The sequence below is a fragment of the Gemmatirosa kalamazoonensis genome (assembly GCF_000522985.1).
Classification (GTDB): Bacteria; Gemmatimonadota; Gemmatimonadetes; order Gemmatimonadales; family Gemmatimonadaceae; genus Gemmatirosa; species Gemmatirosa kalamazoonensis.
In genome coordinates this window covers 1,620,269-1,646,029 of record NZ_CP007128.1, presented here as the reverse complement: position 1 = coordinate 1,646,029, position 25,761 = coordinate 1,620,269, and the positions used below count along the sequence as shown (strand labels likewise).

At 73.9% G+C, this 25,761-nt stretch carries 25 protein-coding genes and 1 pseudogene; 10 read left to right on the top strand and 16 right to left on the bottom strand.

All coding sequences use genetic code 11. The annotated features are described in order from the left end of the window. Positions 1–41: 41 nt before the first annotated feature. The 5 genes from J421_RS07225 to J421_RS32660 form a co-directional block, all read right to left on the bottom strand. Positions 42–1,679, bottom strand: a complete 1,638-nt coding sequence (locus tag J421_RS07225; RefSeq protein WP_025410504.1) for a peptide chain release factor 3 — start codon at positions 1,677–1,679, stop codon at positions 42–44. A 97-nt stretch (positions 1,680–1,776) separates the two neighbouring features. Next, on the bottom strand, positions 1,777–2,064 hold the full coding sequence (locus J421_RS07220; RefSeq protein ID WP_148306196.1) for a hypothetical protein: 288 nt from the start codon (positions 2,062–2,064) through the stop codon (positions 1,777–1,779). Between the two features lie 208 nt (positions 2,065–2,272). Continuing rightward, positions 2,273–4,792 carry a CHAT domain-containing protein gene (locus J421_RS07215; protein ID WP_025410502.1) on the bottom strand — a complete coding sequence of 840 codons (2,520 nt, stop codon included), beginning with the start codon at positions 4,790–4,792 and terminating at the stop codon, positions 2,273–2,275. 23 nt (positions 4,793–4,815) lie between these two features. Beyond that, positions 4,816–5,676: a hypothetical protein gene (locus tag J421_RS07210; RefSeq protein WP_148306195.1), complete on the bottom strand. Its 861-nt coding sequence runs from the start codon at positions 5,674–5,676 to the stop codon at positions 4,816–4,818. A gap of 5 nt (positions 5,677–5,681) precedes the next feature. Beyond that, a complete protein-coding gene (locus tag J421_RS32660; RefSeq protein ID WP_158508674.1) occupies positions 5,682–6,452 on the bottom strand; it encodes an RNA polymerase sigma factor in 771 nt (256 codons plus the stop codon). Positions 6,453–6,599: 147 nt separating this feature from the next. On the opposite strand from J421_RS32660, the gene J421_RS07200 reads away from it, so the two are divergent. The 3 genes from J421_RS07200 to J421_RS07190 all read left to right on the top strand — a co-directional run bounded on the left by J421_RS07200 (position 6,600) and on the right by J421_RS07190 (position 9,480). Further along, complete coding sequence (locus J421_RS07200) at positions 6,600–7,373, top strand: PEP-CTERM sorting domain-containing protein (RefSeq protein WP_025410499.1); 774 nt, start codon at positions 6,600–6,602, stop codon at positions 7,371–7,373. A gap of 141 nt (positions 7,374–7,514) precedes the next feature. Next, positions 7,515–8,723 carry a S8 family peptidase gene (locus tag J421_RS07195; RefSeq protein WP_025410498.1) on the top strand — a complete coding sequence of 403 codons (1,209 nt, stop codon included), beginning with the start codon at positions 7,515–7,517 and terminating at the stop codon, positions 8,721–8,723. A gap of 151 nt (positions 8,724–8,874) precedes the next feature. Then, on the top strand, positions 8,875–9,480 hold the full coding sequence (locus J421_RS07190) for an MT-A70 family methyltransferase (RefSeq protein ID WP_025410497.1): 606 nt from the start codon (positions 8,875–8,877) through the stop codon (positions 9,478–9,480). Between the two features lie 37 nt (positions 9,481–9,517). Here J421_RS07190 and J421_RS07185 read toward each other — a convergent pair whose 3' ends face one another. From J421_RS07185 to J421_RS32650, 10 genes are all read right to left on the bottom strand, one after another. Beyond that, the gene (locus tag J421_RS07185) at positions 9,518–10,381 is read right to left on the bottom strand and encodes a DUF3667 domain-containing protein (RefSeq protein ID WP_104022359.1); all 864 of its coding nucleotides are present in this window, start codon (positions 10,379–10,381) and stop codon (positions 9,518–9,520) included. Between the two features lie 58 nt (positions 10,382–10,439). Then, positions 10,440–12,530 carry a serine/threonine-protein kinase gene (locus tag J421_RS07180; RefSeq protein ID WP_025410495.1) on the bottom strand — a complete coding sequence of 697 codons (2,091 nt, stop codon included), beginning with the start codon at positions 12,528–12,530 and terminating at the stop codon, positions 10,440–10,442. A gap of 104 nt (positions 12,531–12,634) precedes the next feature. Continuing rightward, a complete protein-coding gene (locus tag J421_RS32655; RefSeq protein WP_158508673.1) occupies positions 12,635–13,339 on the bottom strand; it encodes a carboxypeptidase regulatory-like domain-containing protein in 705 nt (234 codons plus the stop codon). A gap of 34 nt (positions 13,340–13,373) precedes the next feature. Further along, the gene (locus J421_RS07175) at positions 13,374–14,753 is read right to left on the bottom strand and encodes a hypothetical protein (protein ID WP_148306194.1); all 1,380 of its coding nucleotides are present in this window, start codon (positions 14,751–14,753) and stop codon (positions 13,374–13,376) included. Positions 14,754–14,797: 44 nt separating this feature from the next. Further along, positions 14,798–15,685, bottom strand: coding sequence for a zf-HC2 domain-containing protein (locus tag J421_RS07170; RefSeq protein ID WP_025410492.1), 888 nt, complete (start codon positions 15,683–15,685; stop codon positions 14,798–14,800). Next, positions 15,682–16,323, bottom strand: a complete 642-nt coding sequence (locus J421_RS07165; RefSeq protein ID WP_025410491.1) for a sigma-70 family RNA polymerase sigma factor — start codon at positions 16,321–16,323, stop codon at positions 15,682–15,684. The genes J421_RS07170 and J421_RS07165 overlap by 4 nt, the downstream gene beginning before the upstream one ends. A 118-nt stretch (positions 16,324–16,441) precedes the next feature. Beyond that, positions 16,442–17,032, bottom strand: coding sequence for a TlpA family protein disulfide reductase (locus J421_RS07160; protein WP_025410490.1), 591 nt, complete (start codon positions 17,030–17,032; stop codon positions 16,442–16,444). 163 nt (positions 17,033–17,195) lie between these two features. Further along, complete coding sequence (locus J421_RS07155; protein ID WP_025410489.1) at positions 17,196–17,936, bottom strand: histidine phosphatase family protein; 741 nt, start codon at positions 17,934–17,936, stop codon at positions 17,196–17,198. 9 nt (positions 17,937–17,945) lie between these two features. Further along, entirely contained in the window at positions 17,946–18,782 is an 837-nt protein-coding gene (locus J421_RS07150; protein WP_025410488.1) for a serine/threonine-protein kinase, read from the bottom strand. Positions 18,783–18,835: 53 nt separating this feature from the next. Continuing rightward, positions 18,836–19,018: a hypothetical protein gene (locus tag J421_RS32650; RefSeq protein WP_025410487.1), complete on the bottom strand. Its 183-nt coding sequence runs from the start codon at positions 19,016–19,018 to the stop codon at positions 18,836–18,838. Between the two features lie 106 nt (positions 19,019–19,124). Here J421_RS32650 and J421_RS07145 point away from each other — a divergent pair, with 106 nt between their 5' ends. From J421_RS07145 to J421_RS07135, 3 genes are all read left to right on the top strand, one after another. Continuing rightward, on the top strand, positions 19,125–19,532 hold the full coding sequence (locus J421_RS07145; RefSeq protein ID WP_025410486.1) for a hypothetical protein: 408 nt from the start codon (positions 19,125–19,127) through the stop codon (positions 19,530–19,532). A gap of 110 nt (positions 19,533–19,642) precedes the next feature. Then, positions 19,643–21,217, top strand: a complete 1,575-nt coding sequence (locus tag J421_RS07140; RefSeq protein WP_025410485.1) for an alkaline phosphatase family protein — start codon at positions 19,643–19,645, stop codon at positions 21,215–21,217. 4 nt (positions 21,218–21,221) lie between these two features. Continuing rightward, a complete protein-coding gene (locus J421_RS07135; RefSeq protein WP_025410484.1) occupies positions 21,222–21,848 on the top strand; it encodes a Smr/MutS family protein in 627 nt (208 codons plus the stop codon). Between the two features lie 12 nt (positions 21,849–21,860). On the opposite strand, the gene J421_RS07130 is transcribed toward J421_RS07135, so the two are convergent. Further along, the gene (locus J421_RS07130) at positions 21,861–22,376 is read right to left on the bottom strand and encodes a hypothetical protein (protein ID WP_025410483.1); all 516 of its coding nucleotides are present in this window, start codon (positions 22,374–22,376) and stop codon (positions 21,861–21,863) included. 101 nt (positions 22,377–22,477) lie between these two features. Here J421_RS07130 and J421_RS07125 point away from each other — a divergent pair, with 101 nt between their 5' ends. The 4 genes and pseudogenes from J421_RS07125 to J421_RS34755 all read left to right on the top strand — a co-directional run bounded on the left by J421_RS07125 (position 22,478) and on the right by J421_RS34755 (position 25,744). Beyond that, complete coding sequence (locus J421_RS07125; RefSeq protein ID WP_104022356.1) at positions 22,478–23,254, top strand: prolipoprotein diacylglyceryl transferase; 777 nt, start codon at positions 22,478–22,480, stop codon at positions 23,252–23,254. After that, positions 23,251–23,607, top strand: coding sequence for a hypothetical protein (locus tag J421_RS32645; protein WP_158508672.1), 357 nt, complete (start codon positions 23,251–23,253; stop codon positions 23,605–23,607). Before J421_RS07125 ends, J421_RS32645 begins: the two co-directional genes overlap by 4 nt. Positions 23,608–23,799: 192 nt before the next feature. Continuing rightward, positions 23,800–25,490 (top strand): annotated as a pseudogene (locus J421_RS07115) (radical SAM protein). Continuing rightward, positions 25,487–25,744 (top strand): hypothetical protein, encoded by a 258-nt coding sequence (locus J421_RS34755; RefSeq protein WP_025410481.1) that lies wholly within the window; start codon positions 25,487–25,489, stop codon positions 25,742–25,744. The pseudogene J421_RS07115 and the gene J421_RS34755 overlap by 4 nt, the downstream one beginning before the upstream one ends. Positions 25,745–25,761: the final 17 nt, after the last annotated feature.

Sequence of the window (25,761 nt, the reverse complement as noted above, 5' to 3'; positions counted from 1 at the left end):
GCAGAGAGTGGATGTCACTCTGCGCTCTGCGCTCTACGCTCTCACGGGGCGCTGTCGCGGAACTCGATCGCCGTCTCGCGATCCAGCGTCGACCGCATCGCCCACCGATCCGCGAACAGGATGAGCGGGTTGCCCTTCACGTCGTAGACGAGCAGCCGGCCGTGCCCCGAGCCCACGCGCTCGATGTCGGCCTTCGGCCCCACCACCCACCGCGGGTGGCCGTAGCCTAACGATTCCAGCTTCGCCGGCGCGCCGTACTCGCTCTCCAGCCGGAAGAGCATCACGTCGAACTGGAGCTGTCCCACCGCGCCGACGATCGGCGACGGACCGCTGCCGAGCTTCGCGTCGGGCTCCGTGAAGAACACCTGGGCCGCGCCCTCCTCGGAGAGCTGCTTGAGCCCCGTGTCGAGCTGCTTGCGGCGCATCGGGTCGGTCGCGAGCACGCGCGAGAAGTGCTCCGGCGGGAAGCGCGGGATGTCGCCGAACACCACGTCGCGCTCCTCGGCCAGCGTGTCGCCGATGCGCAGCGTGCCCTTGTCGACGATCCCGACGACGTCGCCCGGGAACGCCTCGTCGACGGCCGAGCGCTCGCGCGCCATGACGCTCTGCGGCGCAGCGAGGCGCAGCGTCTTCCCCGTGCGCACGAGCTTCACCTCCATGCCCGCGGCGTAGCGCCCGCTGCACACGCGCACGAACGCCATGCGGTCGCGGTGCTTCGGGTCCATGTTCGCCTGGATCTTGAACACGAAGCCGGTGAACCGCGGATCGTTAGGCTCCACCAGGTCGTCGGTCGCCGGACGCGGCGCGGGCGCCGGCGCGAGCTGCACGAACTCGCGCAGGAACGGCTCGACGCCGAAGTTCGTGAGCGCGGAGCCGAAGAACGTCGGCGAGAGCTGCCCCGCCACGAACGCGTCGCGGTCGAAGTCGCCGAGTCCCACGTCGAGGAGCTCGAGCTCCTCGCGCAGGTGGGCGAGCGCGCCCTCGCTCGCGTGCGACAGGATCTCCGGCGAGTCGAGCCCGCCTTCGATCGTCGCGACCTCCTCCGCGCCATGATGCTCGCCGCGCTCGAACAGCAGCACGTGCTTCGTGAGCCGATCGTACACGCCGACGAAGCGGTCCATGTCGAAGATCGGCCACGTCACCGGCCACAACGAGATCCCGAGGTCGCGCTCCACGTCGTCGAGGAGCTGCAGCGGATCCATCCCCGGCCGGTCGCACTTGTTGACGAACGTGAAAATCGGCGTGCGCCGCTTGTGACACACCTCGAACAGCTGGCGCGTGCGCTCCTCGACGCCGCGCCGGTTGTCGAGCAGCATCACCGCGCTGTCGGCGGCGATGAGCGTGCGGTACGTGTCCTCGGAGAAGTCGGCGTGCCCCGGCGTGTCGAGCAGGTTCACCTTGAACCCCTCGTAGTCGAACTGCAGCACGGAGCTCGTCACCGAGATGCCGCGCTCCTGCTCGAGCTTCATCCAGTCCGACGTCGCGTGCCGCGCCGCGCGCCGCGCCTTCACGCTGCCCGCGAGGTGGATGGCGCCGCCGTACAGCAGGAGCTTCTCCGTCAGCGTCGTCTTTCCCGCGTCCGGGTGCGAGATGATGGCGAACGTGCGGCGACGGGCGCCTTCGGTCCCCACGCGCTCGGCGAGGACGGCAGGGGCGAGAAGCTCGGTGGGTGCGGTCATGCGGATGCTGGGGGCAGACGCGCGGCGGGCGGGTCGGCGACCCGCGCCAGACCCGCCCGCCGTCGGGCTTAAGTATAACCGCGAACGGAACTTGGGTTCAGCCCCGCGGCTGCCGGGCGTCGGCCCGCGCGGGCGCCGGCGTGCGCGAGCGCATGACGGGCTCCGGCCGCGCCACGGCGCACAGCTCGTCGAGCTCCTGCGGGCTCATCGCGTGCCACCGCGCGGGATACGGCGCCAGCCGCCGGCGCTGGGTCGCCGACTCGAAGCACAGCCACGGTGCCTCGGTCGACCGCGTCTTCGGTGGGGCATCCGCCAGCGTCCGCCGCACCCCGACCTCCCAGACCTCCCATTCCGTGCCACGTGCGTCGACAAAGCGTCTCGCCATCATCGCCTCCTGGGCTGCTCCGGTGACACGCCGCGTGGTCCGAGCCCGCGGCGCCAGGAGGTCACAACGCATGTTTGCCGCCACTGTCGCATCCCGTGAACGTCCACGAAAGTCATTGCCGTTGAACGAGTTATGAAATGCCGCCGGCGATCGGGCGGCGGCTCTGTCCCTCCGTAAAGACACTGGTCTGTGGTACGACACAGACGACTCAGTTCCCGCCGCCGACGAGCTGGAACGCCGCCCAGTAGCGGGGGTGCGCGAACCCCGGCGTCCGCCGCACGTCCCCCTGCGCCCGACGCAGCGCCTCCGCCTTGCTCGGCCCGTCCGCGTCGCCGAGCCAGTGGCCGTAGAAGCGTCGCATGAGGAGCTCGGTCGCCTCGTCGGACACGCTCCACAGGCTCACGAGGACGCTGCGCGCGCCCTTCGCGAGGAACGCCCGCGCGAGCCCCACGGTCCCCTCGGCCTGCGTCAGGTTGCCGAGCCCGGTCTCGCAGGCCGACAGCACGACCAGGTCGGCCGAGAGCGTGAGCGCCGGATCGTCGAGCACCTCGCCGACGGTGAGCAGCCCGTCGTTCGCCGAGTCGGGGGCCAGCGCGACGAACGAGTCGCGGACGCGCCCGTCCGCCGTGAACGCGTACCCGTGCGTCGCGAAGTGGACGAGCGCCGCGCCCGGCAGCCGGGCGAGCACCGCGGACTCGGTCGCGGCAGACCCGGTGAGCGGCTGGACGCCGAGGTACGTGCCGAGCCACCGCGCCTCGCGCGCGGCCGCGGGGAGCGGCTCCAGCCGCCCACCCGGGATCGGCGGCATGGTGGGGTTGCCGACCACGAGCGCGTCGGCGATCGGCGCCCGCGTCCGCTCGCGGGAGACCGCGCGCACCACGGGCCGATCCGCGTCGCGCTCGGCGCGGGGCGTCGGCACCAGCGTCGCGAGCGAGGGCGCGTAGTGCACCGCCCAGCGGGCACCCAACGGTGCGTCGCCCGCCGGGAGCGCACCGAACGGCAGCACGGCGAGCGCGCCGTTGGGCACGATCACGAGATCGCGCCCCGCCGCGAGCCGCGCGCCCAACGATTCGGGCAGCAGCAGCCCGGCGAGCCGCGCCGCGGTGGCCGGGTCGCGCCGCCGTGCGTGCTCCACGTCGTCGCGCCACCGCGCGACGAGCGCCTCCAGCGAGTCGCGCGCGACCGCCACGCGGCTCACCTCCACCGCGCCGTCAGGAAGCACGAGCCACCGGACGAGCGTGTCGCGGGTGACGAGGTAGCTCAGCGCCGCCGTGCCCGCGCGGCGCAGGGGCGCGACGAGCGAGTCCGTCTCCGCGACGAGGTCGGCGCCGGCGTTAGGCATGGCGTCGTCGCGCCGTGCGCCGCGCCGCAGGTCGAGCAGCGCCTGCGCCCGCCCGCGCTCGGCGACGGCCAGCGCGCCGCGCGCGCTCGCCGCGGCTCCCAGCTCGGCACCGCGCGCGAGCCACGCCATGGTCCACACCGTGAACAGCTCGCGGTTGTCCTCGGCGAAGCTGATGGCGTTCGCGTCGGCGCCGGCGTGGCGGCGGATCCCGGCGTACACCGCGGCGGCGGAGTCGAGGTACGCGACGCCGCGCGCGGGGTCGCGCTGCTCGGCGGCGCGGCGCTCGACGTACAGCCGACCGACGTTCGTGAGCGTGCGCCCCTCGCCGCGCCGGTCGCCGGCCGCGCGCCTAACGGCGAGCGCCCGCCCGTAATAGCCCAGCGCCGAGTCGCCCTGGTCGAGGTCCGCGTAGATCGCGCCGACGTTGTTCAGCGTCGTTCCCTCGCCCGTCGCGTCGCCGACGTCGTGCTGCAGCGCGAGCGCGAGCCGGTAGTAGCTCAGCGCGGAGTCCGGGCGCGCGAGGTCCTGGAACGAGCGCCCCACGTTCGCGAGCGTGGCGCCCTCCGCCGAGCGATCGCCCACCTGCTGCGTGATGGGAAGCGCCGCGCGGTAGTACGCGAGCGCCGAGTCGGGGCGTCCCGCGTCGGCCCAGAACGCGCCGACGTTCGCGAGCGCCGAGCCTTCGGCGGGCCGATCGCGCGCCTCGCGCGCGATGGGAAGCGCGCGGCGGTAGTAGCTCACCGCGGAGTCGAGTCTTCCGAGCACGCGGTAGACCGTGCCGAGGTTGATGAGCGTGCGTCCCTCGCCCTGCTTGTTGCCGGCCTCGCGCTGGATCGGGAGCGCCTGCCGGTAGTAGCGGAGCGCGGAGTCGGGGAGCGCGAGCCCTTCGTACAGCCGGCCGACGTTGGCGAGCGTCGTGGCCTCCGCCGGACGGTCGCGCGTCTCGCGCTGGACGACGAGCGCCTGCCGGTAGTAGCTCAGCGCCGAGTCGGCGCGGCGGAGGCGCTGGTACGCGGTGCCGAGCGCGCCCAACGTCGCGCCCTCGCCGCGCCGGTCGCCCGCCGCGCGGCGCGCGTCGAGCGCCCGCTGGAAGTAGAGCAGCGCGGAGTCGGGGCGCCCCAGGTTGCCGAGGGTGCGCCCCACGTTGTGGAGCATCTGTCCTTCGTCGGCGCGCCGACCGGCGACGAGATACAGCGCCGCCGCGCGGTCCCAGAGCGCGATCGCGTCGCGCAGCCCGGCTTCGGTCTGGCGCCGCGCGGCGCTGTCGGCGCGCGCGGCGAGCGTCTCCGCGCCCTCGGGCGCGGGCTGCGCGACGTCAGGCGCAACGTTAGGCGCGCGGAGGGAGAGCGCGCCGCCGAGCAGGACGAACGTCGCGAGGGCTGACATTGGGGGTGTCCTCCGCCGGCTGCCTAACGCGTGCGGGTCACCACCTCGATCGGGCCGCGCGTCGCCGGCACGCGCACGGCACGGATGCGCTCCTCGGCCACACCGGCCGCGAGCAGGCGGTCCTTCGCGAGCTGCAGCAGCCTCCACGACGACGACGTGCGACGGAACGATGGATCCGTGTATCGGATCTCGACGCGCAGCGCATCGTCGCCCCGCAGCGCGCGCGCGATGGAGTCGACGAGCTGCGTCTCCGTCGAGTCGAGCGCGACGGCGACGGTGGACGAGTCGGCGGCGGCCGAGTCGACGGGCAGCGTGACGGCGCGGGAGCGGGCCGGACGCGGGACGACGGACGGCGGGACGATCGACGGCGGGACGACGGACGGCGGGACGATCGACGGCGGGACGTTCGACTTCGGGATGCCTGACGGCGGGAGGCTCGGGGACGCCACGTCGGCCCGACGCTGCTGCGCGGCGGACCGGTCGATGGCGGGGTCGCGGGCGACGCGTACCGTGAGCAGCGCGACCGCGGCGACGCCGAGCGGGCCGGCGATCCAGCGCCAGCGGCGGCGCGGCGCGGGCACCGTGGGCAGCAGCACGCGCTCGCCCGCGGCACGGCGCGCGGCGGCGCGCCCGAGCACGTCGTCCGGCGGGCGGCTCATGAGGCTGAGCGCCGCGCGCAGGTGCGCATCGGCCGGCGTCTCGGTCTCGTCGTCGACGACGGGCAGTTCCACCTGGTCGCCGGCCCGTCGACGCGCCTGGATGCGCGCCAGCAGATCCGCGGGCGGCCGGCTCGCGAGCGACAGCGCGGCATCGACGCGGGTCGGCGTCTCGTCGTCGGGCATCGGGTGCGAATCGCCGGTGGACGGGGGGAGCCGGTCGGGCATCTGCATCACTCCGCGGTCAGCGGCTGGGCGAGGAACTTCCGGATCTGGCACAGCCAGTTGCGGACGGTGCCGTCGGAGAGGCCGAGCCGCGCGCCGATCTCCTGGAAGCTGCAGCCGTCCACGTACAGCGCGATGAACTCCGCCCACCGGCGCTTCGTCGGCTCGGGGCTGGCGCGCAGGAGCTCCAGGCGGCGCTCGAGCTCCATCAGCTCCTCGGGCTCCACGGCGTCCAGCTCCTGCACGACCTCGTCGGCCGCGTCGTCGAGCGACACGGAGCGGCGGCCGGCGGCGTCGGACGCCCATCGCCCGGTGAGCGCGGCCTTGCGTCGCAGCGCCGTGCGCACCGCGACCTGCTTCAGCCACCACTCGGCGCGCCCCTGCTCGCGGTAGTGCCGCGCCGCGTCGGGCAGGCCGACGAACACGTCGCTCGCCACGTCGGCCGCCACCTCGCGCGGCTCGGGGAGCCACGAGATGGAGCGGATGACGTAGAACACGCGCGTCCACACGACCTCGTGATAGCGCCGGTAGCACTCCGCCCACGCCGCCTCGCGCATCGCCGCGCGCGTCGACTGCATCAGCAGGAGCAGCTCGCCGAGCGGCCGCCCGCGCACGTGGCGCGCGGCGTCCGCGTCGGCGACCGCGTCGGCGACCGCGTCGGCGACCGGGTCGGCGGCGGGCGCAGGGCGCTCGGGACCGGCGAGGCGCGGCCAGGTCGGTCGCGCGCTCTCCTCGATCGCGCCGTCGGGCGGCAGGTGCTCCATGGATGGGAGGCTCACAGTCCCGGAAAGACGGTGAGGCGCCGATTCGTCATCGCGCGTGGCCAATGATGGCGCGGCCGTCACGGAGTGCAAGCGCGCGGGCATTGACCTGCACGACGGGGAGCGGAACATTGGGCGCCCCGGCCCCATCCATGGGAGGCGGCCATGACTCGTCCGCGCCTCACGCTCGGCACGACGCTGCTGCTCGCCGCCGCCGCCGGCGGCGCCTCGATCCCACGCACGGCGCACGCGATCGTCGGCGGCGGCTTCGGGGTCCCGACGAACTCGGGGAAGTTCCTCTACGACGTGTGCGACCCGCTCGGCGGCACGCTGTACAGCTGCTACCGCACGGTGATCCGCGCCGACCCGAAGGGCGACGTGACGCACATCGGGATGACGCTGGACTACGACTTCAGCGGACCCGGGTTCGTGTTCAACGCGGCGCTGAGCGGGCTGCTCGGTCCGTTCGCGGTCGGAGGCAGCGAGCCGCCGGCGACGCCGGGCGCGGGCGTGCAGCCGCTGCCGATCTTCACGTCGCTGCCCGACGTGCCGGGGACGCCGAACCCGGGGTGGGCGCTCACCGTGACCGACGACGGGCTCGCGGTGACGATGGACTACCGCAACGTGAGCGGGCTGCCGGTGCGGCCGGGGCGCGAGACGAACTTCTTCGTGTTCGTCTTCGACCTCGTGCATCCGGTGGTGATCGACGCGTCGCGCAGCACGGTGACGTACTCCACGACGCTGGTGCCGGGGGCGACGTTCGCGGAGCTGAGCTTCACGTGCGAGTCGGGCGACCCGTCGTTCCCGACGTGCGGCAGCACGGTGCCGTCGGCCGCGATCACGCTCGATCTCGCGGCGGTGCCGGAGCCGCGGAGCGTGCTGCTGGTCGCGTCGGGACTCCTGGCGCTGGCCGGCGTGGCGGTGCGGCGACGCCGTTAGGCATCACGCGCGTTAGGCGGGTCGATCGTTAGGCGGCGGCGGGCGGATGACGATTCCGCTCGCCGCCGCCTTTCGTTCGCAGCGGCCCTCCGCTCGACGCTCGCGCGCTCGGCCGCTCACCCCCGCTGCCGGAGCGTGCCCATGCCTCGCCTCAGCGCCCCTCACGCGCTCACCGCGCTCACCGCGCTCGCCGCCATCCTCGCCTGCGCCGACCCGCCGAGCGCGCCCGGCGCGCGCCCGACACCCGCGCCCAACGCGTCGACCGCGCTGGCGCCGGACCCGACGAGCCAGCCGATTCCCGACGAGTACCTCGTGGTGCTGAAGGACGACGTCGCACCGTCCGACGTGCGCGCGATCGCCACGCGGCTCACCGCCGCGCAGGGCGCGACGCTCGGCTTCGTGTACGAGCACGCGCTGCGCGGCTTCTCCGCGCACATGACCGCCGCCGCGGCGGACGCGATCGCGCACGACCCGATCGTCGACTTCGTGGAGCAGGACCAGGAGGTGATCGCGTCCGACGTGCAGAACGGCGCGACGTGGGGGCTCGACCGCATCGACGACCGGTTCCTGCCGCTCGACGCGCTGTACCACTACCACGGCAACGGCCAGGGCGCGGGCGTGTACGCGTACATCATCGACAGCGGGATCCAGACCGCGCATCCCGACTTCGGCGGACGCGCGACCGCGGTGTTCGACGCGTTCGGCGGCAACGGCCAGGACTGCAACGGCCACGGCACGCACGTCGCCGGGACCGTCGGCGGCACGACCTACGGCGTGGCGAAGCAGGTGCGCCTGCGCGCGGTGCGCGTCCTGAGCTGCACCGGACGCGGCACGTACGCGGGCATCGTCGCCGGCATCAACTGGGTGACGGCGAACCACCAGTCGCCCGCGGTGGCGAACATGTCGCTCGGCGGTCGCTTCTCCGCGGCGGTGAACCGCGCGACGACGAACCTCGTGAAGTCGGGCGTGTTCACCGCGGTCGCGGCCGGCAACGATCGCATGAACGCGTGCAACGTGTCGCCGGCGAGCGCGCCGGGCGCCACGACGGTGGCGGCGTCGGACCGCGACGACGCGCGGGCCGCGTTCTCCAACTGGGGGCCGTGCGTGCACATCTACGCGCCGGGCGCCGGCATCACGTCGGACTATCCGGTCAACGGCACGAAGGTGTTGAGCGGCACGTCGATGGCCTCGCCGCACGTCGCGGGCGTGGCGGCGCTGTTCTTCAGCCTGAACCCGCAGGGGACGGCGACGGCGGCGCGCACGTGGATCCTCACGCGCGCGGTGCTGAACGCGATCCAGAACAACATCGCGGGGACGCCTAACAAGCTGCTGTTCAAGGAAGGGCTCTGAGTCGCCGCAGGGGGCGACCGCCGGCGGGCGTGCGCGCGAGGTCTCCGGACCGAGCGGGCCGCCCGTCGCGCGCGCCCGTCGCGCGCGCCCGTCGCGCGCGGCCGTCGCGCATGCCCGTTGCGCGCCGTGCGCCGGCACGAGAGAATGCCGCATGCCCGTGCCCCCCGCGCCGGATCCCGCCGCCGAGCTGCTCGCGCTCGGCGAGCACCGCTTCACCACCGTGCTCGCCGATCCGCCGTGGCGCTTCGCGAACCGCACGGGCAAGATGGCGCCCGAGCACCGTCGGCTGTCGCGCTACGGCACCATGGATCTCGACGAGATCCTCGCGCTCCCCGTCGCCCGCGTCGCGCAGCCGCGCGCGCACCTGTACCTGTGGGTGCCCAACGCGCTCATCGTCGAGGGACTCGCGGTGATGCGCGCGTGGGGGTTCGCGTACAAGACGAACCTCGTGTGGTACAAGACGCGGAAGGACGGCGGCCCCGACGGACGCGGCGTGGGGTTCTACTTCCGCAACGTCACCGAGCTGCTGCTGTTCGGGGTGCGGGGCACGCTGCGCACGCGCGACGCGGGACGACGGCAGACGAACATCATCGTCTCGCAGAAGCGCGAGCACTCGCGCAAGCCCGACGAGCAGTACGAGATCGTGGAGCGGTGCAGCGGGGGCCCGTACCTCGAGCTGTTCGCGCGCCACCACCGCGCGGGATGGACGCAGTGGGGCAACGAGGCGCCGGAGGATTCGTGCTCGGCACGTGCCTGACTTCGATCGTTCTGCACGCAGGAAGCCGAGGGCCCGCCTAACGCGGCACCGTGAGCTCGATGTAGGCGATCGCCGCGACCCCGTAGACGGCGAAGAAGATCCCGAACGCGATGCCGAGCGCGACGAGCATGCGCACCGCGTTGCCCGTGCGGCGGCCGAAGAAGCCGAGCCCCGCGTGCACCGTGGCGAGCGCGTAGACCGTGAACGTGCCGAAGCTGCGCAGCGTGGCGGCCACCGGCGAGGCGGGGCCGAGGAACCAGACGAGCGGCACGATCGGCAGGTAGAGCAGGCACGCGTCGGCGAACGCGAACAGCGACACGACGCCCATCTCGGCGAGGTTCACGCCGGCGCGTCGAAAGAGGCGCCGCGCGACGAGCGCGAACGGGATCGCGATGAGCACCGACAGGAGCAGCTCCTGCTGCGCCATGTCGTGCATGAGCTGCGCGTACGCCTCGGCCTGACGCGGCGTGAACAGCGGGTGCGGTCCGGCCGTCGCCGCGCGCGCGGACGTGCGGATGCGGTCGATGTCGGCGAAGTTGATCGCCTGCAGCGCGAGCAGCAGCAGCGCCGCGGCGAACGACAGGAAGCCGATCGGGCCGACGTACCGCCGTCGGCGCCCGTCCAGCCACTCGCGCGCGACGCCGCCCGGGCTGCGCAGCACGGCGAGCCCGGTGAACCAGAGCCCACGGTCGAGGGCGAGGAACTGCCCCGCGAAGTCCGCGGCGAGGCTCGCCACGGTGAGCCGCTCGGTGACGGCGCGCTGGCCGTAGTCGGCGCAGTAGCGGCCGGCGAGCGCGGTCCCGCAGTTCAGGCAGCACGGCGCCGCAGGCGCCGGCACGGCAGCGGGGAGGGGAGCGGGGGGCGCGTACGAGACGGCGGGAACGGCGACGTCGACAGACATGGCAGCGGGGGGAAAGGCTCGGCCACGCTAGGACCGTGCCCCGAACGGCGCAAGGCGCCTAACCGATCCGCAGCAGCATGGCGTACACGGCGCGCGCCGACGCGGGGCGCCCGGCCGGGTCGGCGGCGGTCATCTGCGCGACGAGCGCGCCGAGGGCGGCGGCGATGCCGCGCGGCGCGGCGAGCGTGGGCCCCTGCGGGATCGGCGTGCCGCGCGCGGGCGTCTCGTCGAGCTTGTGCGCGAAGAACGCCACCGGCGTGTCCGCGTTGAACGGCGTCTCGCCCGTGAGGCACTCGTGCAGCACGACGCCCGCCGCGTAGATGTCGGCGCGCACGTCCGGTGCGCTGCCCAACAGCAGCTCGGGCGCCATGTACTCCGGCGTGCCGACGACCGCGCCGGCGATGCGCGCCGCGTCGGGGCCCACGGGCCCGCGCACGAGCCGCGCGACGCCGAAGTCGGTGACCTTCACGACGCCGCCCGGCGCGACGAGCAGGTTGGCGGGCTTCAGGTCGCCGTGCACGACGCCCTGCGTGTGCGCGACGTCGAGCGCGCGCACGAGCTGCTTCGCGACGGCGAGCACCGCGCGCGGCTCGAGCGCGCCACGCGCGTGCAGCAGCGCGTCGAGCGACGGGCCATCGACGAACTCCATCGTGAGGAACGGCACGCCGTCGTTCTCCGCGATGTCGTGGATGCGCACGACGTGGCGGTGCGAGATGCGGCGCGCGAGCCGGATCTCGTGCGTGAGCCGCTCACGCGCGAGCGGGTCGGCGGCGAGCAGCTCGGGGCGCAGCATCTTCACGGCGACGATCTCGCCGAGCGCGTCGTCGAGCGCCTTGTAGACGATGCCGGTGCCACCCGCGCCGACGACCGCCTGCAGCTCGTACCGCTCGGCGAGGCGCGCGGGCCGCGCGGGCGAGGCAAGCCGGAGGACGCGGACACCGGAGACGGCGGACGCGCCCCTCGCGTCGGTCGGGGCGGCGACGGCGGCGGATGCGGCGGCGGGCTCGTTAGGCACGCGCGCACCGAGCGCGGTGAGCGCCTCGCGGTCGCGCAGCTCGGCGATCATCGCGCGGAACGCGGCGCCGAGGGCGGCGATCTCGTCGCTCGCCTCGCCGTCGAGGTCCGCGGCGCCGACGACCGCCTCGACGCCATCGCGCGTCGGATCGTAGTCGCCCTCCACGGCGCGGTGCGCGAGCGTGGCGAGGGCGCGGATGGGGCGCGTGACCTGGCGCGCCGCGAGCCACGCCGCGAGCAGCGCGAGCGCGAGCCCGACGACGGCGACCGCGGCGACCGTCGCGCGCATGCCGGCGACCTCGGACGCTTCGGCGCCGTGCGCGCGCAGCACCGTCCACCCGCCGACCGCCTCGCCGCCGGCCGTCGTCGCGCGCGCGCCCTGCACGTGGAAGTCCTCGGCGCCGACGCGCAGCAGCCCGCCGCCCGGGCGCCGCCCGGCGGAGAGCGCGCCGAGCGCGCTGTCGAGCGCCGTCGTGCGAGCGACCGACGATGCGGCGATGTGCGGGCGGCCGTCGACGCCGAGCGCGTAGAACAGGACGTCGCTCCCCGTCGTCGCGCGCACGTCGCGCACGACCTCCTCGCCGATGACGTTCGTCGCGACGAGCACGCCGACCGGCGTCCCGTTAGGCACCGCGATCGGCATCGCGATGACCTGGAACAGCAGCGAGTCGCGCGACACGCCGAACCCCGACATCACCTGCCCGCGCAGCGCGCCGGCGATGAGCGCGACGCCGCCCATGTCGGTCCCGGCGGCGCCCGGCTCGTCGCTCTTCGCGAGCAGGCGGCCGCGCGCGTCGGTGATGAAGACCCAGCTCGCGTCGAGCAGGTCCTCGGCCTCCATCGCCTGGTCGAGCAGCTCGTCGTGCAGCGGGCGCTGCGACGCGACGAGGCCGCGGAAGTACGGCCCCTGCGCGAACACGCGCGCGCCGCCGGCGAGGCTGCGCTCGCGCCCCGCGAGCAGGTGCGCGACGAACTCCGCGTCCTGCTCCAGCCGCCGCCGCGCCGCGCGCTCGTCGGCGCGCCGCATCGTCGCCGTCGTCGCGCCGAGCGATGCGACGAGGACGGCGAGCGCGATCAGCGCGGTACCGACGAAGACCCGGCCGGCGAGGCCCCTGAAAGGCGGTGTTAGGCGCAAGGCGAAGTGGCTGCGTGCTGCGTGGCTGCGTGGCTGCGTGGCTGCGTGGCTGCGTGGACGTGCCGTTACGCAGCCACGCAGCCACGCAGCCACGCAGCATCCGCTCAGTATCGGTCGGCGCGCGTGGCCGTGTACGGAAGCCCGAACTTGTTGAGGTGCGGCGCGGCGATGTAGGCACGCGCGTCGAGCGTGAGCTGCACGGCGACGGGCGCGTCGGCGCGGACCTCGATGCCCTGGTGCACCTCGCCGGTGCGCTCGTGCCACGCGTGCAGCACGTACGTGCCGGGCGGCACGTCGCGCAGCGCGAAGTGGCCGGCGTCGTCCGGCGTGGTCGCCCACGGCGTCGGCACGGCGACGACGAAGCTCACCATACGGTGGTGGATGTTGCAGTAGATCGGGTACACGCCGGGCCGCTCGAACGGCGCCGAGCGCGACGTACCGCTGCGGTACAGCCCGAGGTCGAAGCCGCCGAACGTCGTGTTCGAGAAGACGTTGTGGCTGTACGGGTCGTCGTTCGGGAACGCCACCGAGCCGCCGGCGCGCACCACGCGCACGTGCGGGATGAACTCGCGGCCGCGCATCACGATCGTGCCCGACGCGAGCGCCGCGCTCGACGACGCCGGGAACGCGACGCGTCGCGGCGCCTCGAGCCATACGACCGCGTCGCCGAGGTCGTGCGTCGCCTCCCCCGGCCGGTCGACGACATGCAGCGTGCCCGCGACGATGCCGTCCTGGGCGTGCGCGGCCGACGCGACGATGCCGAACACGAAGGCCGACCGCAGAGCGTGGAGCGTGGAGCGTAGAGCCATCCGCGCTCCACCCGCCATGCTCCACGCTCCACGCTCAGATCTCGAAGCCGAGCGCCAGGTTGATGTGATGCGCATGGTACAACCCCGTCGAGTAAAGCGTCTGATGCCTGCGGTACTCCAGGCCGAGCAGCACCGGCTGCACCGGGGTCCAGCGCAGATGCGCCGCACACACGGTGTTCTGCCGGCGGTCCGGCCGGTCCTCGTCGCGCACGCGGTCGATGCCACACCCCACGCCCGCGAGCCACTGCTCGGTGGGACGCACGTTGAGCTGCGCCCAGCCGGCGACGTCGTGCAGCGGCGTGCCCACCGTGCCGGCGGGCGCCCCGGCCGGCGGACGCCCGAAGTTCTGCCCGATCGCGCCGCCGCCGAGGCCCAGCAGCAGCCGGCCGCGGTACGCCTCACCGCGCAGCTCCACGTGCGGCGCGAGCACGATGCGCGCGTCGAGCGACACGGCGCCGCTCGTGAACTGGTGGTCGTCGTCGACCTCCACCCACCCGCGGTGCACGCCGATGCCGATCTCGCTCGGACCCTCGCCCGTCACCGCGTCGCGCACGTCGCTCATCGGCGCGTCGGGATCCTCGGGGCCCCACCGGACGCGCAGTCGCGACTCGAGGTACGGCTTCCCCGAGCGCTCGCCGGCGTCGCCGCCCCCTGGCCGGACGGGGTCGTAGAGCGCGCTCGTGAACGGCTCCAGCACCGCCCCCGTCACCGCCCATCGCAGCGTCTTGCCGCCCAGCGCGCGCGTGACGCGCACCTGCGGCAGCCAGTTCCAGAGGTCACCCGCCGCGGAGAACTCGGTGATGCCGATCGCCGCGAGGCTGAGCGGATCGAGGTCGGAGATGAGCGGCGTCTCGGCGCCCACCATGACCGACGTGCGCGCCCACCGGAGCGTGCCGCGCACCGTGCGGAAGCGCGGCTCGGGAAAGAGCGGACGGTTGCCGTTCGCGTCGCGGCCGCCGCCGAAGAAGTCGAGGTCCGCGTCGCCGTCGAACGTTCCGCCGAGCACGTCACGCACGGTGACGGCGGCGCCGACCCGCGTCTGGCGGAGCGAGATGCCGAGCACCTGGCCGTAGTCGGCGTTCGCGATCGCGATCTGCGGCACGCCGGGGTCGTTCGTCGGTCCTCGGGTGAGGGCGATGTTCGTCAGCACGCGCGCCGAGAGGTCGAGCGCGACCCGGCTGCGGGTGCGCACCGCGCTCTCCGACTCGGTGGCGAGCTGCTGGCGCAGGAGCGCGATCGCCGCCTCGGCCCGCTCCAGCCGCGCGGCGAGGGAGTCCACCGAGACCCGCGTGCTGTCGGCGCGCGGCGGCGCCGAGTCGGGCCGCGTCTGCGCTCCGAGCGCCGCGGGGACGGCCAGGAGCACGTGCGCGCCAAGGCGGCGCAGCGCCGCGAGCGAAGAGCGGGGGGAGGGCACGGCGGGGGATGAGGGGCGAGCGGGCGGAGCCGCTCAGCGCGCACTCACCGCGCCAGCGCTCCCGACAGCCGCTCCGGCGAACCCTCTCCCACGAGCACCGACCCCGCGGCCGCGAGCGGCCAGGCGACGAGGCCGACGGTGCCGTCGACTGCGCCGAGCCGCCGATGTGAGGCGACGGCCGCGCGCACCGCGGGATGCCGGAAGAACAGCTGCTCCGGCACAATGTACTGCACGACCAGCCGATCGTCCCAACGATACGCGAGCACCGCCGCCGGCTCTCCGGCGAGCGTCGTGGTCCACGCCCCGATCAGCCGGACGCCCGGTCGCGTGATCGGCTCGATCGGCACGCCGACCGCCGCGCGCACCGCTTCCAGGTCGCGGGCCGGCCCCGGGAGGTCGGCCGACGCCACGCGGCGGAAGTCGGCCGCCGCCGAGGCGAGGAGCGGGACGCTCGTCGTCGGCGTGGCGAGCAGCGTCACGCGGCTCCCCCCGGGGCCGCCGAGCGCGCGCCACGCGAGGACGGCCCCGAGCAGCACGATCGCGGCGACGAGCCACAGCGCGAGCCGGCGGCCCGTCGAGCGGCGGGGGACGGCGGCGTCCTCGACGTGGAAGTCGATCGGCGCCGGCGGCGCCACGGTCGGCTGCGGGAGCGCCGTGGTCGCGGCGAGGATGCGATCGCGGAGCGCCGGGCGCGCCGGGGCGACCGGCGTGGTGCCGAGCGAGTCGCGCACCGCGAGCTGGAGCTGGACCTCGCGCCGGCAGCGCGCGCAGCCCACGAGGTGGGCGTCGAGCTGCGAGGCGGTCTCCGGCGGCAGCTCCTCGTCGACGTAGGCCCCGAGGAGGTCGATGAGCAGCTCGTGCTGCGCCCGGCGCTCCGCCTCCTGCGCCGGGTCGTTCCACCGCCAGGCCCGCTGACCCTGCTGCTCGCTCATGAAGTCACCCCACCATCGAATCCGCCGGCGCGGGCCGCGCGCCGGGCTTCGGCCTGCCGCTCACCCTTCCCGTCGTCCCTGAGCCATGCCCGCTGATTCGAGGCCACGGCGCCGGCGAGCAGCCGGCGGCCGCGCGAGATGCGGCTCATCACGGTGCCGATCGGGATCCCGAGGATGTCGGCGATCTCCTGGTACTTGAAGCCGTCGATGTCGTGCATCTCGACGGCGGTGGCGAAATCTTCCGGGATGTCGGCGAGCGCCGCCCGGATCACCTCGCCCGTGAGCCGCCCCTCCACCTCCACCAGCACCGCGTCGTCGTCGCCGCCGACGAGGGCCTCGTGCTCGTCCTCGAGCCGCGTGATGGACACGAGCCGCTGCCGCCGGCCGTCGCGCTCGCAGTTGTCGGCGAGCACCGCGCGCAGGATGCAGTAGAGCCACGGCCGCACCTTCGCCGGGTCGCGGAGCCCCGCGAATCCGAGCCACGCGCGCACGCAGGCCTCCTGCACCGCGTCCTCGGCCTCGGCGACGGAGCGCGTGCGGCGCGACGCGAAGCCGAGGAGCCGGTCCAGGTGCGGCATGACGAGCGCCTGGAACTGGGCTTGGACCTGCTCGAGGTCCTGGTCGGAGGCGGGGATCATGACTCTCGGACGGGACTACCGGGGCGGTTATTCCTGTCGTGCACGGCGCTGCTTACGGCGCGGGCGATAGGGCGCCGGCGGTGAAGCGCTTCACCGCCCGCGCCGTAATCGGCGCTTCTCATTCCGGCCTCCCCCGCTCGCCGAGCATCACCCCGACCCACCCTCGAAACGCCTCGGCTCCCGGGTAGCCGACGAGCGTCCCCGTGACCCGTCCCCTGGCATCCAGCGCGACGAACGTCGGCGTGCCGCGGATCTGGAGGGCGAGCATCGACTCGGCCGACGGCGACACCGGGCCGGCGAGCGTGGCGCCGTCGACGTTCGCGGCCTGGACCATGGGCACGCCGGCCGCGGCGCCCTCCAGCGTGACGAGCCGCAGGCCGTGCAGCGGCCGGCCGGCGGCGACGCGGCCCATCTCGCGGAGCGCGGCCTTGCAGTACTGGCACGTCTCCGAGCTCACCATGACGACCGTCGGCTCGGCCACCTTCGCGAGCGGGAGCACCGTGCCGTCGAGCGTGCGGGCGCGGAACGCGACGAGGCCCGCCTCCGCGCCGCCGGCGAGCGTCGCCGCGCGGGCCGCCGCGGCGTCGGCGGCGCGGTCGGCGGCGGCGCCGGGCGTGCGGGCCCCGAGCCACGCGCCGACGCCGACGATCGCCGCCAGGAGGGCGGCGCCGGCAGGCGAGAGACGCGATCGGAGGCGAGGCGTGGTCATGGTGTGCTCTTCAGGGCTCCACGTACGAGTTTCACTATGACTGAAGAAGGACTGAAGAAGGACTGAAGGAGGACAACAACAACGGCGTTGTGCTTGTCCTTCTTCAGTCCTCCTTCAATCCTCCTTCAGTCCCACCGAACAACGTACGTGGAGTCATGCACGGCTACCCGACGCGTGCGGACACGTTCGGCTCCGCGGTCACCGGGGCGCCCTCGACCTCGAGCGGCACGGTGAAGTTGAACCGGTCGAGCCGCAGCCCGTCGGGCGTGCCGCGGTACGACGTCACCGAGCAGTTCGCGACGTCGTGCGTGCGCGCGACGTGCACGATGTCGCGCTCGGTCATGCGCTCGATCACGTAGCGGGCGCACAGGACGACGACCTGGTGGCAGACGACGAGCACACGCTCGCCGGCGTGGTCGCGGCAGATGTCGTGGAGCGCACCGCGGAGCCGGAGCGCGACGTCGGCCCAGCTCTCCCCGCCCGGGGGACGGAACCAGAAGCGGCCGAGCTGGACGCGGAGCGCCCACTGGTCGGGGTAGCGCGCCTCGATGCCGGCGCGGGTGAGCCGGTAGAACAGGCCGAGCTCCTTCTCGCGCACCCGCTCGTCGAACGTGATGTCCGACGGGGCGCCGCCGGCCGCCGCGATGCGCTCGGCCGTGGCGGCGGCGCGCACGTACGGGGACGCGACGACGACGGTCGGACGCTCCGACGCCGGGAGCTCGGCGAACCACCGTCCGAGCGCGCTCGCCTGCCGCTCGCCGCGCGCGCTCAGCGGGACGTCGACGTCGCGGTGGGTGAGGTCGACCTCGTGCACGTCGCGCCCGAACGCCTCGGTGCGGACCTGATTGGCGATGCTCTCGCCGTGGCGGACGAACCAGAGCGTGGCGGGGTGAGACTTCGGCATGCCTGCAACCTACGCGAGCGCGTCGAGCAGGGCGCGGGCGGACGGCGGGCGGCGGGCGGGGAGACGCTCGAGGCACCGCGCGACGAGGGCGGAGAGCGCGGGCGGGGCGTCGGCGATGGAAGCGGCGCCGGCGGGTCGCGCGCCGGTCAGCAGCTCGTGGGCGAGCACGCCCCACGCGTACAGGTCCACCCGATGGTCGAGCGACGGGTCGGCGGCGGCCTGCTCGGGGGCCATGTAGCCGGGCGTGCCGACGGCGTGGGCGACGCGCGTGAGGGCCGTGTCGCACGCCGCGACGAGCGCGTCGGGAGGCGCGCCGTCGCGCGTCGCGTGGTCGACGGCCTTCGCGACGCCGAAGTCGATCACCACCGCGCCGCCCGCGGAGAGCAGCACGTGCTCCGGCTTCAGGTCGCGGTGCACGATGCCCGTGTCGTGCGCGTGGTCGAGCGCGCGGGCGACGTCGCGGAGGATCGGCACGGCCTCGTCGAGCGGCACGCCGCCCGGCGCGGCGCGCAGCCGCTCGCGCGCCGACGCGCCGTCGACGAACGGCACGATCCAGTACGGCACACCGTGGTGCGACGCGCCCGCATCGGGCACCACACCGGCATCGAGCACCGGCGCGACGTTCGGGTGGCGCAGCCGGCGCGCGGCGACGACCTCCCGCGCGAAGCGCTCCGCGCTGAGGTCCGCGACGATGTGCGCGGGAAGCGTGCGCACGACGACGGGAGTGCCTAACGCGGCGTCGCGGGCGAGAAACGCGTGCGCCGCCGCATCGCGCGCGCTGCCGGCGAGCGCGCGCTGCACGCGGTACGCGTCGCCGAGCGCGGATTGGAGACGCTCCGGAGTCACGCCCGCACGTCGCGCAGGAACCGCACCGTGAATCCGAGCCCGCCGTCGTCGCCTCACCGATCGCGGCGCCGCCAGACGCGCGAGATGGCGAGGAAGAGGATCGCGAGGTACAGCATCGTGCGGTTGATGCCCTGCCCCTGGAGCTTCGGCACGAGCGCGGCGACGAGGAACATGACGGCCGCGAGGAGCGCGATCCACGTGCGGGCGCGGCGGCGGGCGGCGAGGTCGAGGGCCATGGCTCGGGCGGTGCGGGTGGCGGATTACTTACCGGTGCTAACGATCGGCCGATCGCGGCGTCTCCCCTGGTGTATCACCACGAAGCAACCGAAAGGAGAGGCAGCGATGCTCCCGTTTCTCATGATTCCACTCGCGCTGGCCCTCGGCATGGCCACGCATCATCCGGCGACGCCCGCGGAGCGGGCCACGACGGACTCGGCGGCAGTCGCGAACCGCGACGCGCCGGTCACGATCCAGTTCGACAACCAGGCCTGGGACATGGCCACGGTATACGCGGTGCCGCAGAACGGTGTGGCGGTGCGGCTCGGCCAGGTGAACGCGGGCTCGACGGCGCGACTCGTCGTGCCGCGCAACGTGGTCTCCAGCTCGGGTCTCATCAACATCGTCGCGGTGCCGTTCGCGCGCCGCTTCTCGACCGGCAGCGGCCCGGTGGCCGTGATGCCCGGCGACGCGCTGAAGGCGACGCTCTCGCCGACGGAGAACGGCGTCTGGGTGGTGCCCGCCGCGCGCTGAGCGCGCGAGGGCAGGAGGGCAGGAGCGCACGAGGGCAGGAGCCTCAGAACCGCTCCTGCCCTCGTGCGCTCTTGCCCTCCTGCCCTCCTGCCCTCGTTGTACAATTCGGCATGAGACATCGACTCCTCGCGGCGGCGCTCGGCGTCGCGCTCGGCGCCGCACCGCTCGGCGCCCAACGGCCCACGCAACGGCCCACGCTCGTCGTCTTCTTCACGATCGACCAGGGGACGCCGGTCTACTTCACGCGCTTCGGGTCGCAGCTCACGGGCGGCCTGAAGCGGCTGTGGGACGGCGGCGCGGTGTTCACCGACGCGAACCAGGACCACGGCACGACCGAGACCGCGCCGGGACACGCGAGCGTGATGAGCGGCCGCTTCCCGTCGCACACCGGCATCGTGCGCAACAACGCCGGCGTGCAGGACCCGCAGGCGCCGGTCATCGGCGCGCCGAAGGCGGATCCGGTGTCGCCGTTCCGATTCCGCGGCACCGTGCTCACCGACTGGATGCGCACCGCCGACCCGCGCACGCGCGCGCTCAGCGTGTCGCGCAAGGACCGCGGCGCGATCCTGCCGATGGGGCGCGCGCACCAGACGGTGCTCTGGTACGGCGGCAACGGCACGTTCACGACGAGCACGTACTACGCGGACACGCTGCCGACGTGGGTGCGGCAGTTCAACGCACGCGGCGGCGGCCCGCTGAAGCGGTTCGCCGGACAGACGTGGGACCTGCTGCTGCCGGCGAGCCAGTACGGGGAACCGGACAGCGTGGCGCTCGAGAACGGCGGCAAGGCGTACACGTTCCCGCACGTGTTCCCGACGGATTCGGCCGCCGAGGCGGGTGAGCTGACGAACTATCCGTGGATGGACCAGCTCACGCTCGACCTCGCACTCGAGGGGCTGCAGCAGCTGAAGTTAGGCACCGGCCCGGCGCCCGACGTGCTCGCGGTGTCGCTCTCCACCACGGACGCGGTGGGGCATCGCTACGGGATGGACTCGCGCGAGATGCACGACCACATCCTGCGCCTCGACCGCGCGCTCGGCGCGTTCCTCGACTCGCTGTACAAGCTCCGCGACTCGTCGCGCGTGATCATCGCGCTGACGGCGGACCACGGCATGGCGCCGTACCCGGAGCTGCACTTCGCGGCGAACCCGTCGCAGGGGCGCGCCGACGTGGCGCCGGTGCTGCAGCGCGTGAAGCAGGCGCTCGACGACCGCCACGTGCCGCGCGACGCGTTCGACTTCGAGAGCGGCGTCGTGCTGCTCGACAAGCCGGCAGTGACGCGCGCCGGCGTGAACGCCGACTCGGTGGTGCGCGCGCTCGTCGCCGACCTGTCGAAGGTGAAGGGCGTCATGCGGGTCTACCGCCGCGAGGAGCTCGCGTCGCTCGCGTCGCGCGACAAGTACGCGCGCCGCTGGCTGCACATGACGCCCGACGACCTCGATGCGGTCGCGTACGTGACGCTGGAGCCGTACGTGTACTACGCGCAGACGCAGTACGCGACGCACGGCTCGCCGCACGACTACGACACGCGCGTGTCGCTGATCTTCTACGGCCCGCCGTTCAAGCCGGGGAAATACGGTGCGTTCGTGCGCACGGTGGACATCGCACCGACGCTCGCCGCGGTGCTCGGTGTGCCGCCCACCGAGCCGATCGACGGCGTGGTGCTGAGGGCGGCGCTGAAGTGACCCGGTGAGCCGCGCGCGGAAGGAGGGCGGCGCGCGGCGCGTCGGCGTCGAGCGGGCGTTCGACGAGCTCGCGTTCGGCGACGGCCGCACGCTGAACCTGCGCGCGCATCTGCCGACGCGCGGCGAGGCGGTCGCGCGCACGGAGGCGTGGCTGCGCGAGCGGCAGGCGACGCTGCAGACGGGCGCCGAGGTGCTCGTCATCACCGGGCGCGGCAACGCGAGCGCGGACCGCGTCTCGGTGGTGCGCGCGGGCGTCTCCGAGCTGCTCGCGTCGCTCCGGCGGCGGCACGTCGTCGCCACGTACCGCGAGCACACGGCGGGCTCGTTCGTCGTGGAGCTCGCGCCGGCCGCCGCGGCGCACGCACCGCGACGCGCCCTGCCTAACGACGCCCCCGCGGCGCCGAGTCCGAGCACGCTCGCCGGGCTGCACGCCGACACGCGCAAGCTGCTCCGCGACCTCGCCCGCATCGGGCTCCAGCACCTCGGCGTGCATTCGCCGACGCGCCGCATCGTGGAGGACGAGATGCTGCGGCAGTTCACGGCGCTGGCGGAGCGGCTGCCGGACGACGCGGACCGCGAGGCGGCGCTGCGCGAGGAGATCGAGCGGGCGATCCACGCGCTCGAGGCCTGACCGCCCGCGCGTTCAGGGCGCTGTGTATATCCCGACGCCGGCGATGACGGCCATGCTGCCCGCCGCCCTGAGAACGAAGTTCACGGTGCGCGGCGCGCCCGGGGGAATGCCGGGGAACTCGGACAGCGCATAGAGGCTGTCGGAGGACACGAGCGTGTAGGCGCGCGCTCCCGACACGGTGCGCGTCGCGACCTCGTCGGCGGTCCCGTCGCGCACGCCGAGCACGAGGATCTCAACGTACGTGCCTCTCGGCAGCGCCGCCGATCCGCTCGGCGTGAAGACGAGCGTGTCTCCGAGCAGGCGCACGCGCCGCTGCCCGTCGTCGGAGAGCACCACCGGCGGCAGCTGACCGGTCGCGCTCTGTACCAGCCGGTAGCGCGGGGCGAGCACCCGTGGCACCTCGGTGACCGGCGGGCAGTTGCCGCTGCACGAGAGCCCCGCCGCGATGAACGCGGAGACGACGAGCGGCACGACGCGTCGCCGTTCCGCGTGGGCGAGATCCCCGTCGTGCTCGATGCGTACCGGCATGCACGCCTCCGGGCGGCGGACGTCGGCCTCGCGACGCCCGCGGACGGACGTTACCCTAGCGCGTCGCTGCGGCAAGAACCGCGCACCTCGACTCGACGCGCATGCGGCCCATCCTGATCCAGTTCGGCGCCGTCACCGTGCCCACGCACGACACGCTCGTCCTCCTCGGCGTGGTCGTCGCCGCGCTCGTGTTCCGCCACGAGGCGCGGCGCCTCGGCGCGTGGGGGGACGAGCGCGTGCTGTGGATCGTCGTCGGCACGCTCGCCGGAGGGGCCGTGGGCGCGAAGCTCGCCACGGTGTGGCGCTACGTCGCGGCGACGGGCGACGCGTCGGCGGTGGGGATCCTCGTGCGCGGTGGGCGCAGCGTTCTCGGCGGGCTCGCCGGCGCGTACGTCGGCGCGGTGCTCACGAAGGGCGTCGTCGGCTACCGGCGGCGCACGGGCGATCTGTTCGCGCCCGCGGTGGCGCTCGGGATGGCGGTCGGACGCGTGGGGTGCCTGCTGACCGAGCCGCCAGGGACGCCGACGACGCTGCCGTGGGGCATGCGCCTAACGCCCGGCGAGGCGGCGGCGATCGCGGGGTGCCCGGCGTGGTGCGTCGGCAGCGCGCTGCACCCGTCGTTCGCGTACGAGATCCTGTTCCACCTCGCGGCGTTCGCGGCGCTGTGGTGGTGGCTCCGTCCGCGGCCGCACGTGGAGGGGGATCTGTTCAAGCAGTATCTGCTCGCCTATGCCGTGTTCCGCTTCGGCGTGGAGTTCGTGCGCGGCAACGAGGTGGTGTGGCTCGGACTCACGCGCTCGCAGCTCTTCCTGATCCCGAGCGGGGCACTGCTCGCCGCCTACTTCGCGCGCCGGCGCGCGCTCCCGGTGACCGCATGACGACGCCCGAAGATCCGCTCCCACCGCCGGTGCCGCCGGTGCCGCCGGTGCCGCCGGTGCCGCCCGCCGCGTCCCCGGCACCGCCGATCAGCGGCGGGCGGAGCGTCGCGTTAGGCTGCGGCGGGTTCCTGCTGTTCTGGGTCGCGTTCGCGGTCCTCGGCTCGGCGTTCGCGTCGAACGTGCCCTTCGGCGCCGCGCTGCTGATCGCGGCGGTCGTCGCCGTCGTCGCGCTCGTGCGCGGCGGCGACGCACGGCAGCGCGCGGTCATGGCGCGGCTCGCGATCGGCTTCACGGTGGCGGCGGTGATCTTCGGCGGCTGCATCGTCGCCATCTCGGGCACGAACTTTCACTGAAACGGCGCCGTGACCGACGCGGGCGATACGGCGCGGACGATACGGCGCGATGATGCGCGAACGACGTCTCACACCGCTGAACGGCGCCGTGCTGCGCCGTCGAGCGGTGTGAAACGGTGCTCGCGCCGCGTCGCGCCGTATCGTCCGCGCGTATCGCCCGCGCCGTAATCAAGGAGACCATCCATGCCCGGCATGGGATTGAGGGGCGATCGCATCCTCCGCTACGTCGCCGCGTTCTGCCCGCAGTGTCACGCCGAGGAGCCCGGGCGGCCGCTCGCCGAGGTGCCGCGGCTCGGCGGCTACCTCGCGGAGCGCGACGGACGCGTGTGGCTCGAGCGCGGGTGCGCGCGCCACGGCCGGATCACCACGCTCTACGACGAGGACCCCGAGATCCTCGCGTACCTCGAGCAGTGGACGGCGCCGACGAAGACGCACACGCCGGACGTGGCGGGGAACTTCGACCCGGTGCCGTCGGCGTACCTGCGCGGGCTCGGCGAGATGCAGACGCAGCACACGTGCATCCTGCTGGAGGACGTCGCGGCGACGTGCAACCTCACCTGCCCCACCTGCTTCGCCGGCTCGTCGCCGCACACGCACGGCTTCGTGCCCGTGGCGGAGGTGCTCGACAACGTCGACCAGCGGCTCGCGCGCGAGAACGGGCGCATCGACGTCCTCATGCTCTCGGGCGGCGAACCGACGCTGCACCCCGAGCTCGCTCGCCTGCTCGACGCGCTCGTCGAGCGCGACGTGGTGCGGATCCTCCTCAACACGAACGGCGTGAAGATCGCCACGAGCGACGCGACGCTGCGGCTGCTCGAGCGGCACAACACGCGCGTCGAGGTCTACCTGCAGCACGACGGGTTCCGGCGCGAGACGCACCTCGCGCATCGCGGCGCGGATCTGCGCCGCATCAAGGCAGACGCGGTGCGCCGGTTGAGCGATGCGGGCGTGTTCACGACGCTGACGATGACCGCCGCGTCGGGCGTGAACGACGACGAGATCGGCAGCGTCATCGCGCTGGCGCTCGACACGCCGTTCGTCGGCGGCGTCTCGATCCAGCCGCAGTTCGGCTCCGGCCGCTCGACGCCGATCGACCCGACGCGGCGGCTGACGCACGGCGGCGTGCTGCGCCGACTGGGTCCGCAGACCGGCGGCATGGTGACGTGGCGCGACCTCACCGCGCTGCCGTGCTCGCACCCGCACTGCTGCAGCGTGGGCTACATGATCCGCACCGACGGCGGCGCGTGGAAGTCGCTCGTCGGCATGATCGGCCACGACCGCCTGAAGCAGCACCTCGGACTCGTCGCGAACCGCATCAACGACCCGGAGCTGTCCGCGGATCTGCGCGCGCTGCTGCAGCACTCGCTGCTCAACCTGCTGAGCGAGCAGAGCTCCCTCACGCATCCCACGGTCGCGCAGCTCTTCCGCGACGTCTGCGAGAGCTGCGATCTGGGGCTCAGCACGCTCCTGCGCCTCGCCGGCGAGTCGCTGCTCGGCCGCCGCGCGGCGTTCCGCCGACTCGTGAGCGAGCGGGTGAAGCGGATCACCGTGAAGCCGTTCATGGACGTGCACACGATGCTCGAGGAGCGGCTGCTGCAGTGCTGCGTGCACGTCGGGACAGTCGGGACAGTCGGGACTCGGGACTCGGGACTCGGGACTCGTCCCCCCCGAGTCCCGCGTCCCGAGTCCCGACTGTCCCGACTGTCCCGAGTCCCGTGCATCAATGCGCGCCGTTCTGCGCGGTGCAGGCATGGCCGGCGCTCGGCGCGCAGAAGCTCTCGGAGCGGGCACGGGCCGTGGCGGCGTACGGCTCATCACATCGTACGACTCCGAGTGGTTTGGGTACCGACGCTCGAGGAGCTCTCCTCGGTGAGGAGTCGTGAGCGCGCCGCGGCCGGCGGGGGTGCCGGATCCGGTGCGCTTCTGCGTCATGACGACCGTGGCGCTGCTCGCGTGGGCGTTAGGCCCACCGGCCGTGGTGATCGCGATGAGCGCCCTCGGACTGTGGGCGTACCGGCGCGCGATCCGCGCGGGGCTCACGGAAACGCGGTGCAAGCTGAAGCGGCCGGGGCTCGTGCTCGGCTACCTCGCGCTGGCACTCGCGTTGGGCGTCGCGGGACTCGCGCGACGGTGGTGAGCGCGGCGGCCGGCTTG

What these genes read in the sequence shown, in the direction of transcription:
- J421_RS07225 (WP_025410504.1), bottom strand. Translation starts at nt 1,679, where the DNA reads ATGACCGCACCCACCGAGCTTCTCGCCCCTGCCGTCCTCGCCGAGCGC.
- J421_RS07220 (WP_148306196.1), bottom strand. Translation starts at nt 2,064, where the DNA reads ATGGCGAGACGCTTTGTCGACGCACGTGGCACGGAATGGGAGGTCTGG.
- J421_RS07215 (WP_025410502.1), bottom strand. Translation starts at nt 4,792, where the DNA reads ATGTCAGCCCTCGCGACGTTCGTCCTGCTCGGCGGCGCGCTCTCCCTC.
- J421_RS07210 (WP_148306195.1), bottom strand. Translation starts at nt 5,676, where the DNA reads ATGCCCGACCGGCTCCCCCCGTCCACCGGCGATTCGCACCCGATGCCC.
- J421_RS07200 (WP_025410499.1), top strand. Translation starts at nt 6,600, where the DNA reads ATGACTCGTCCGCGCCTCACGCTCGGCACGACGCTGCTGCTCGCCGCC.
- J421_RS07195 (WP_025410498.1), top strand. Translation starts at nt 7,515, where the DNA reads ATGCCTCGCCTCAGCGCCCCTCACGCGCTCACCGCGCTCACCGCGCTC.
- J421_RS07190 (WP_025410497.1), top strand. Translation starts at nt 8,875, where the DNA reads ATGCCCGTGCCCCCCGCGCCGGATCCCGCCGCCGAGCTGCTCGCGCTC.
- J421_RS07185 (WP_104022359.1), bottom strand. Translation starts at nt 10,381, where the DNA reads ATGTCTGTCGACGTCGCCGTTCCCGCCGTCTCGTACGCGCCCCCCGCT.
- J421_RS32655 (WP_158508673.1), bottom strand. Translation starts at nt 13,339, where the DNA reads ATGGCTCTACGCTCCACGCTCCACGCTCTGCGGTCGGCCTTCGTGTTC.
- J421_RS07170 (WP_025410492.1), bottom strand. Translation starts at nt 15,685, where the DNA reads ATGAGCGAGCAGCAGGGTCAGCGGGCCTGGCGGTGGAACGACCCGGCG.
- J421_RS07165 (WP_025410491.1), bottom strand. Translation starts at nt 16,323, where the DNA reads ATGATCCCCGCCTCCGACCAGGACCTCGAGCAGGTCCAAGCCCAGTTC.
- J421_RS07160 (WP_025410490.1), bottom strand. Translation starts at nt 17,032, where the DNA reads ATGACCACGCCTCGCCTCCGATCGCGTCTCTCGCCTGCCGGCGCCGCC.
- J421_RS07155 (WP_025410489.1), bottom strand. Translation starts at nt 17,936, where the DNA reads ATGCCGAAGTCTCACCCCGCCACGCTCTGGTTCGTCCGCCACGGCGAG.
- J421_RS32650 (WP_025410487.1), bottom strand. Translation starts at nt 19,018, where the DNA reads ATGGCCCTCGACCTCGCCGCCCGCCGCCGCGCCCGCACGTGGATCGCG.
- J421_RS07145 (WP_025410486.1), top strand. Translation starts at nt 19,125, where the DNA reads ATGCTCCCGTTTCTCATGATTCCACTCGCGCTGGCCCTCGGCATGGCC.
- J421_RS07140 (WP_025410485.1), top strand. Translation starts at nt 19,643, where the DNA reads ATGAGACATCGACTCCTCGCGGCGGCGCTCGGCGTCGCGCTCGGCGCC.
- J421_RS07130 (WP_025410483.1), bottom strand. Translation starts at nt 22,376, where the DNA reads ATGCCGGTACGCATCGAGCACGACGGGGATCTCGCCCACGCGGAACGG.
- J421_RS07125 (WP_104022356.1), top strand. Translation starts at nt 22,478, where the DNA reads ATGCGGCCCATCCTGATCCAGTTCGGCGCCGTCACCGTGCCCACGCAC.
- J421_RS32645 (WP_158508672.1), top strand. Translation starts at nt 23,251, where the DNA reads ATGACGACGCCCGAAGATCCGCTCCCACCGCCGGTGCCGCCGGTGCCG.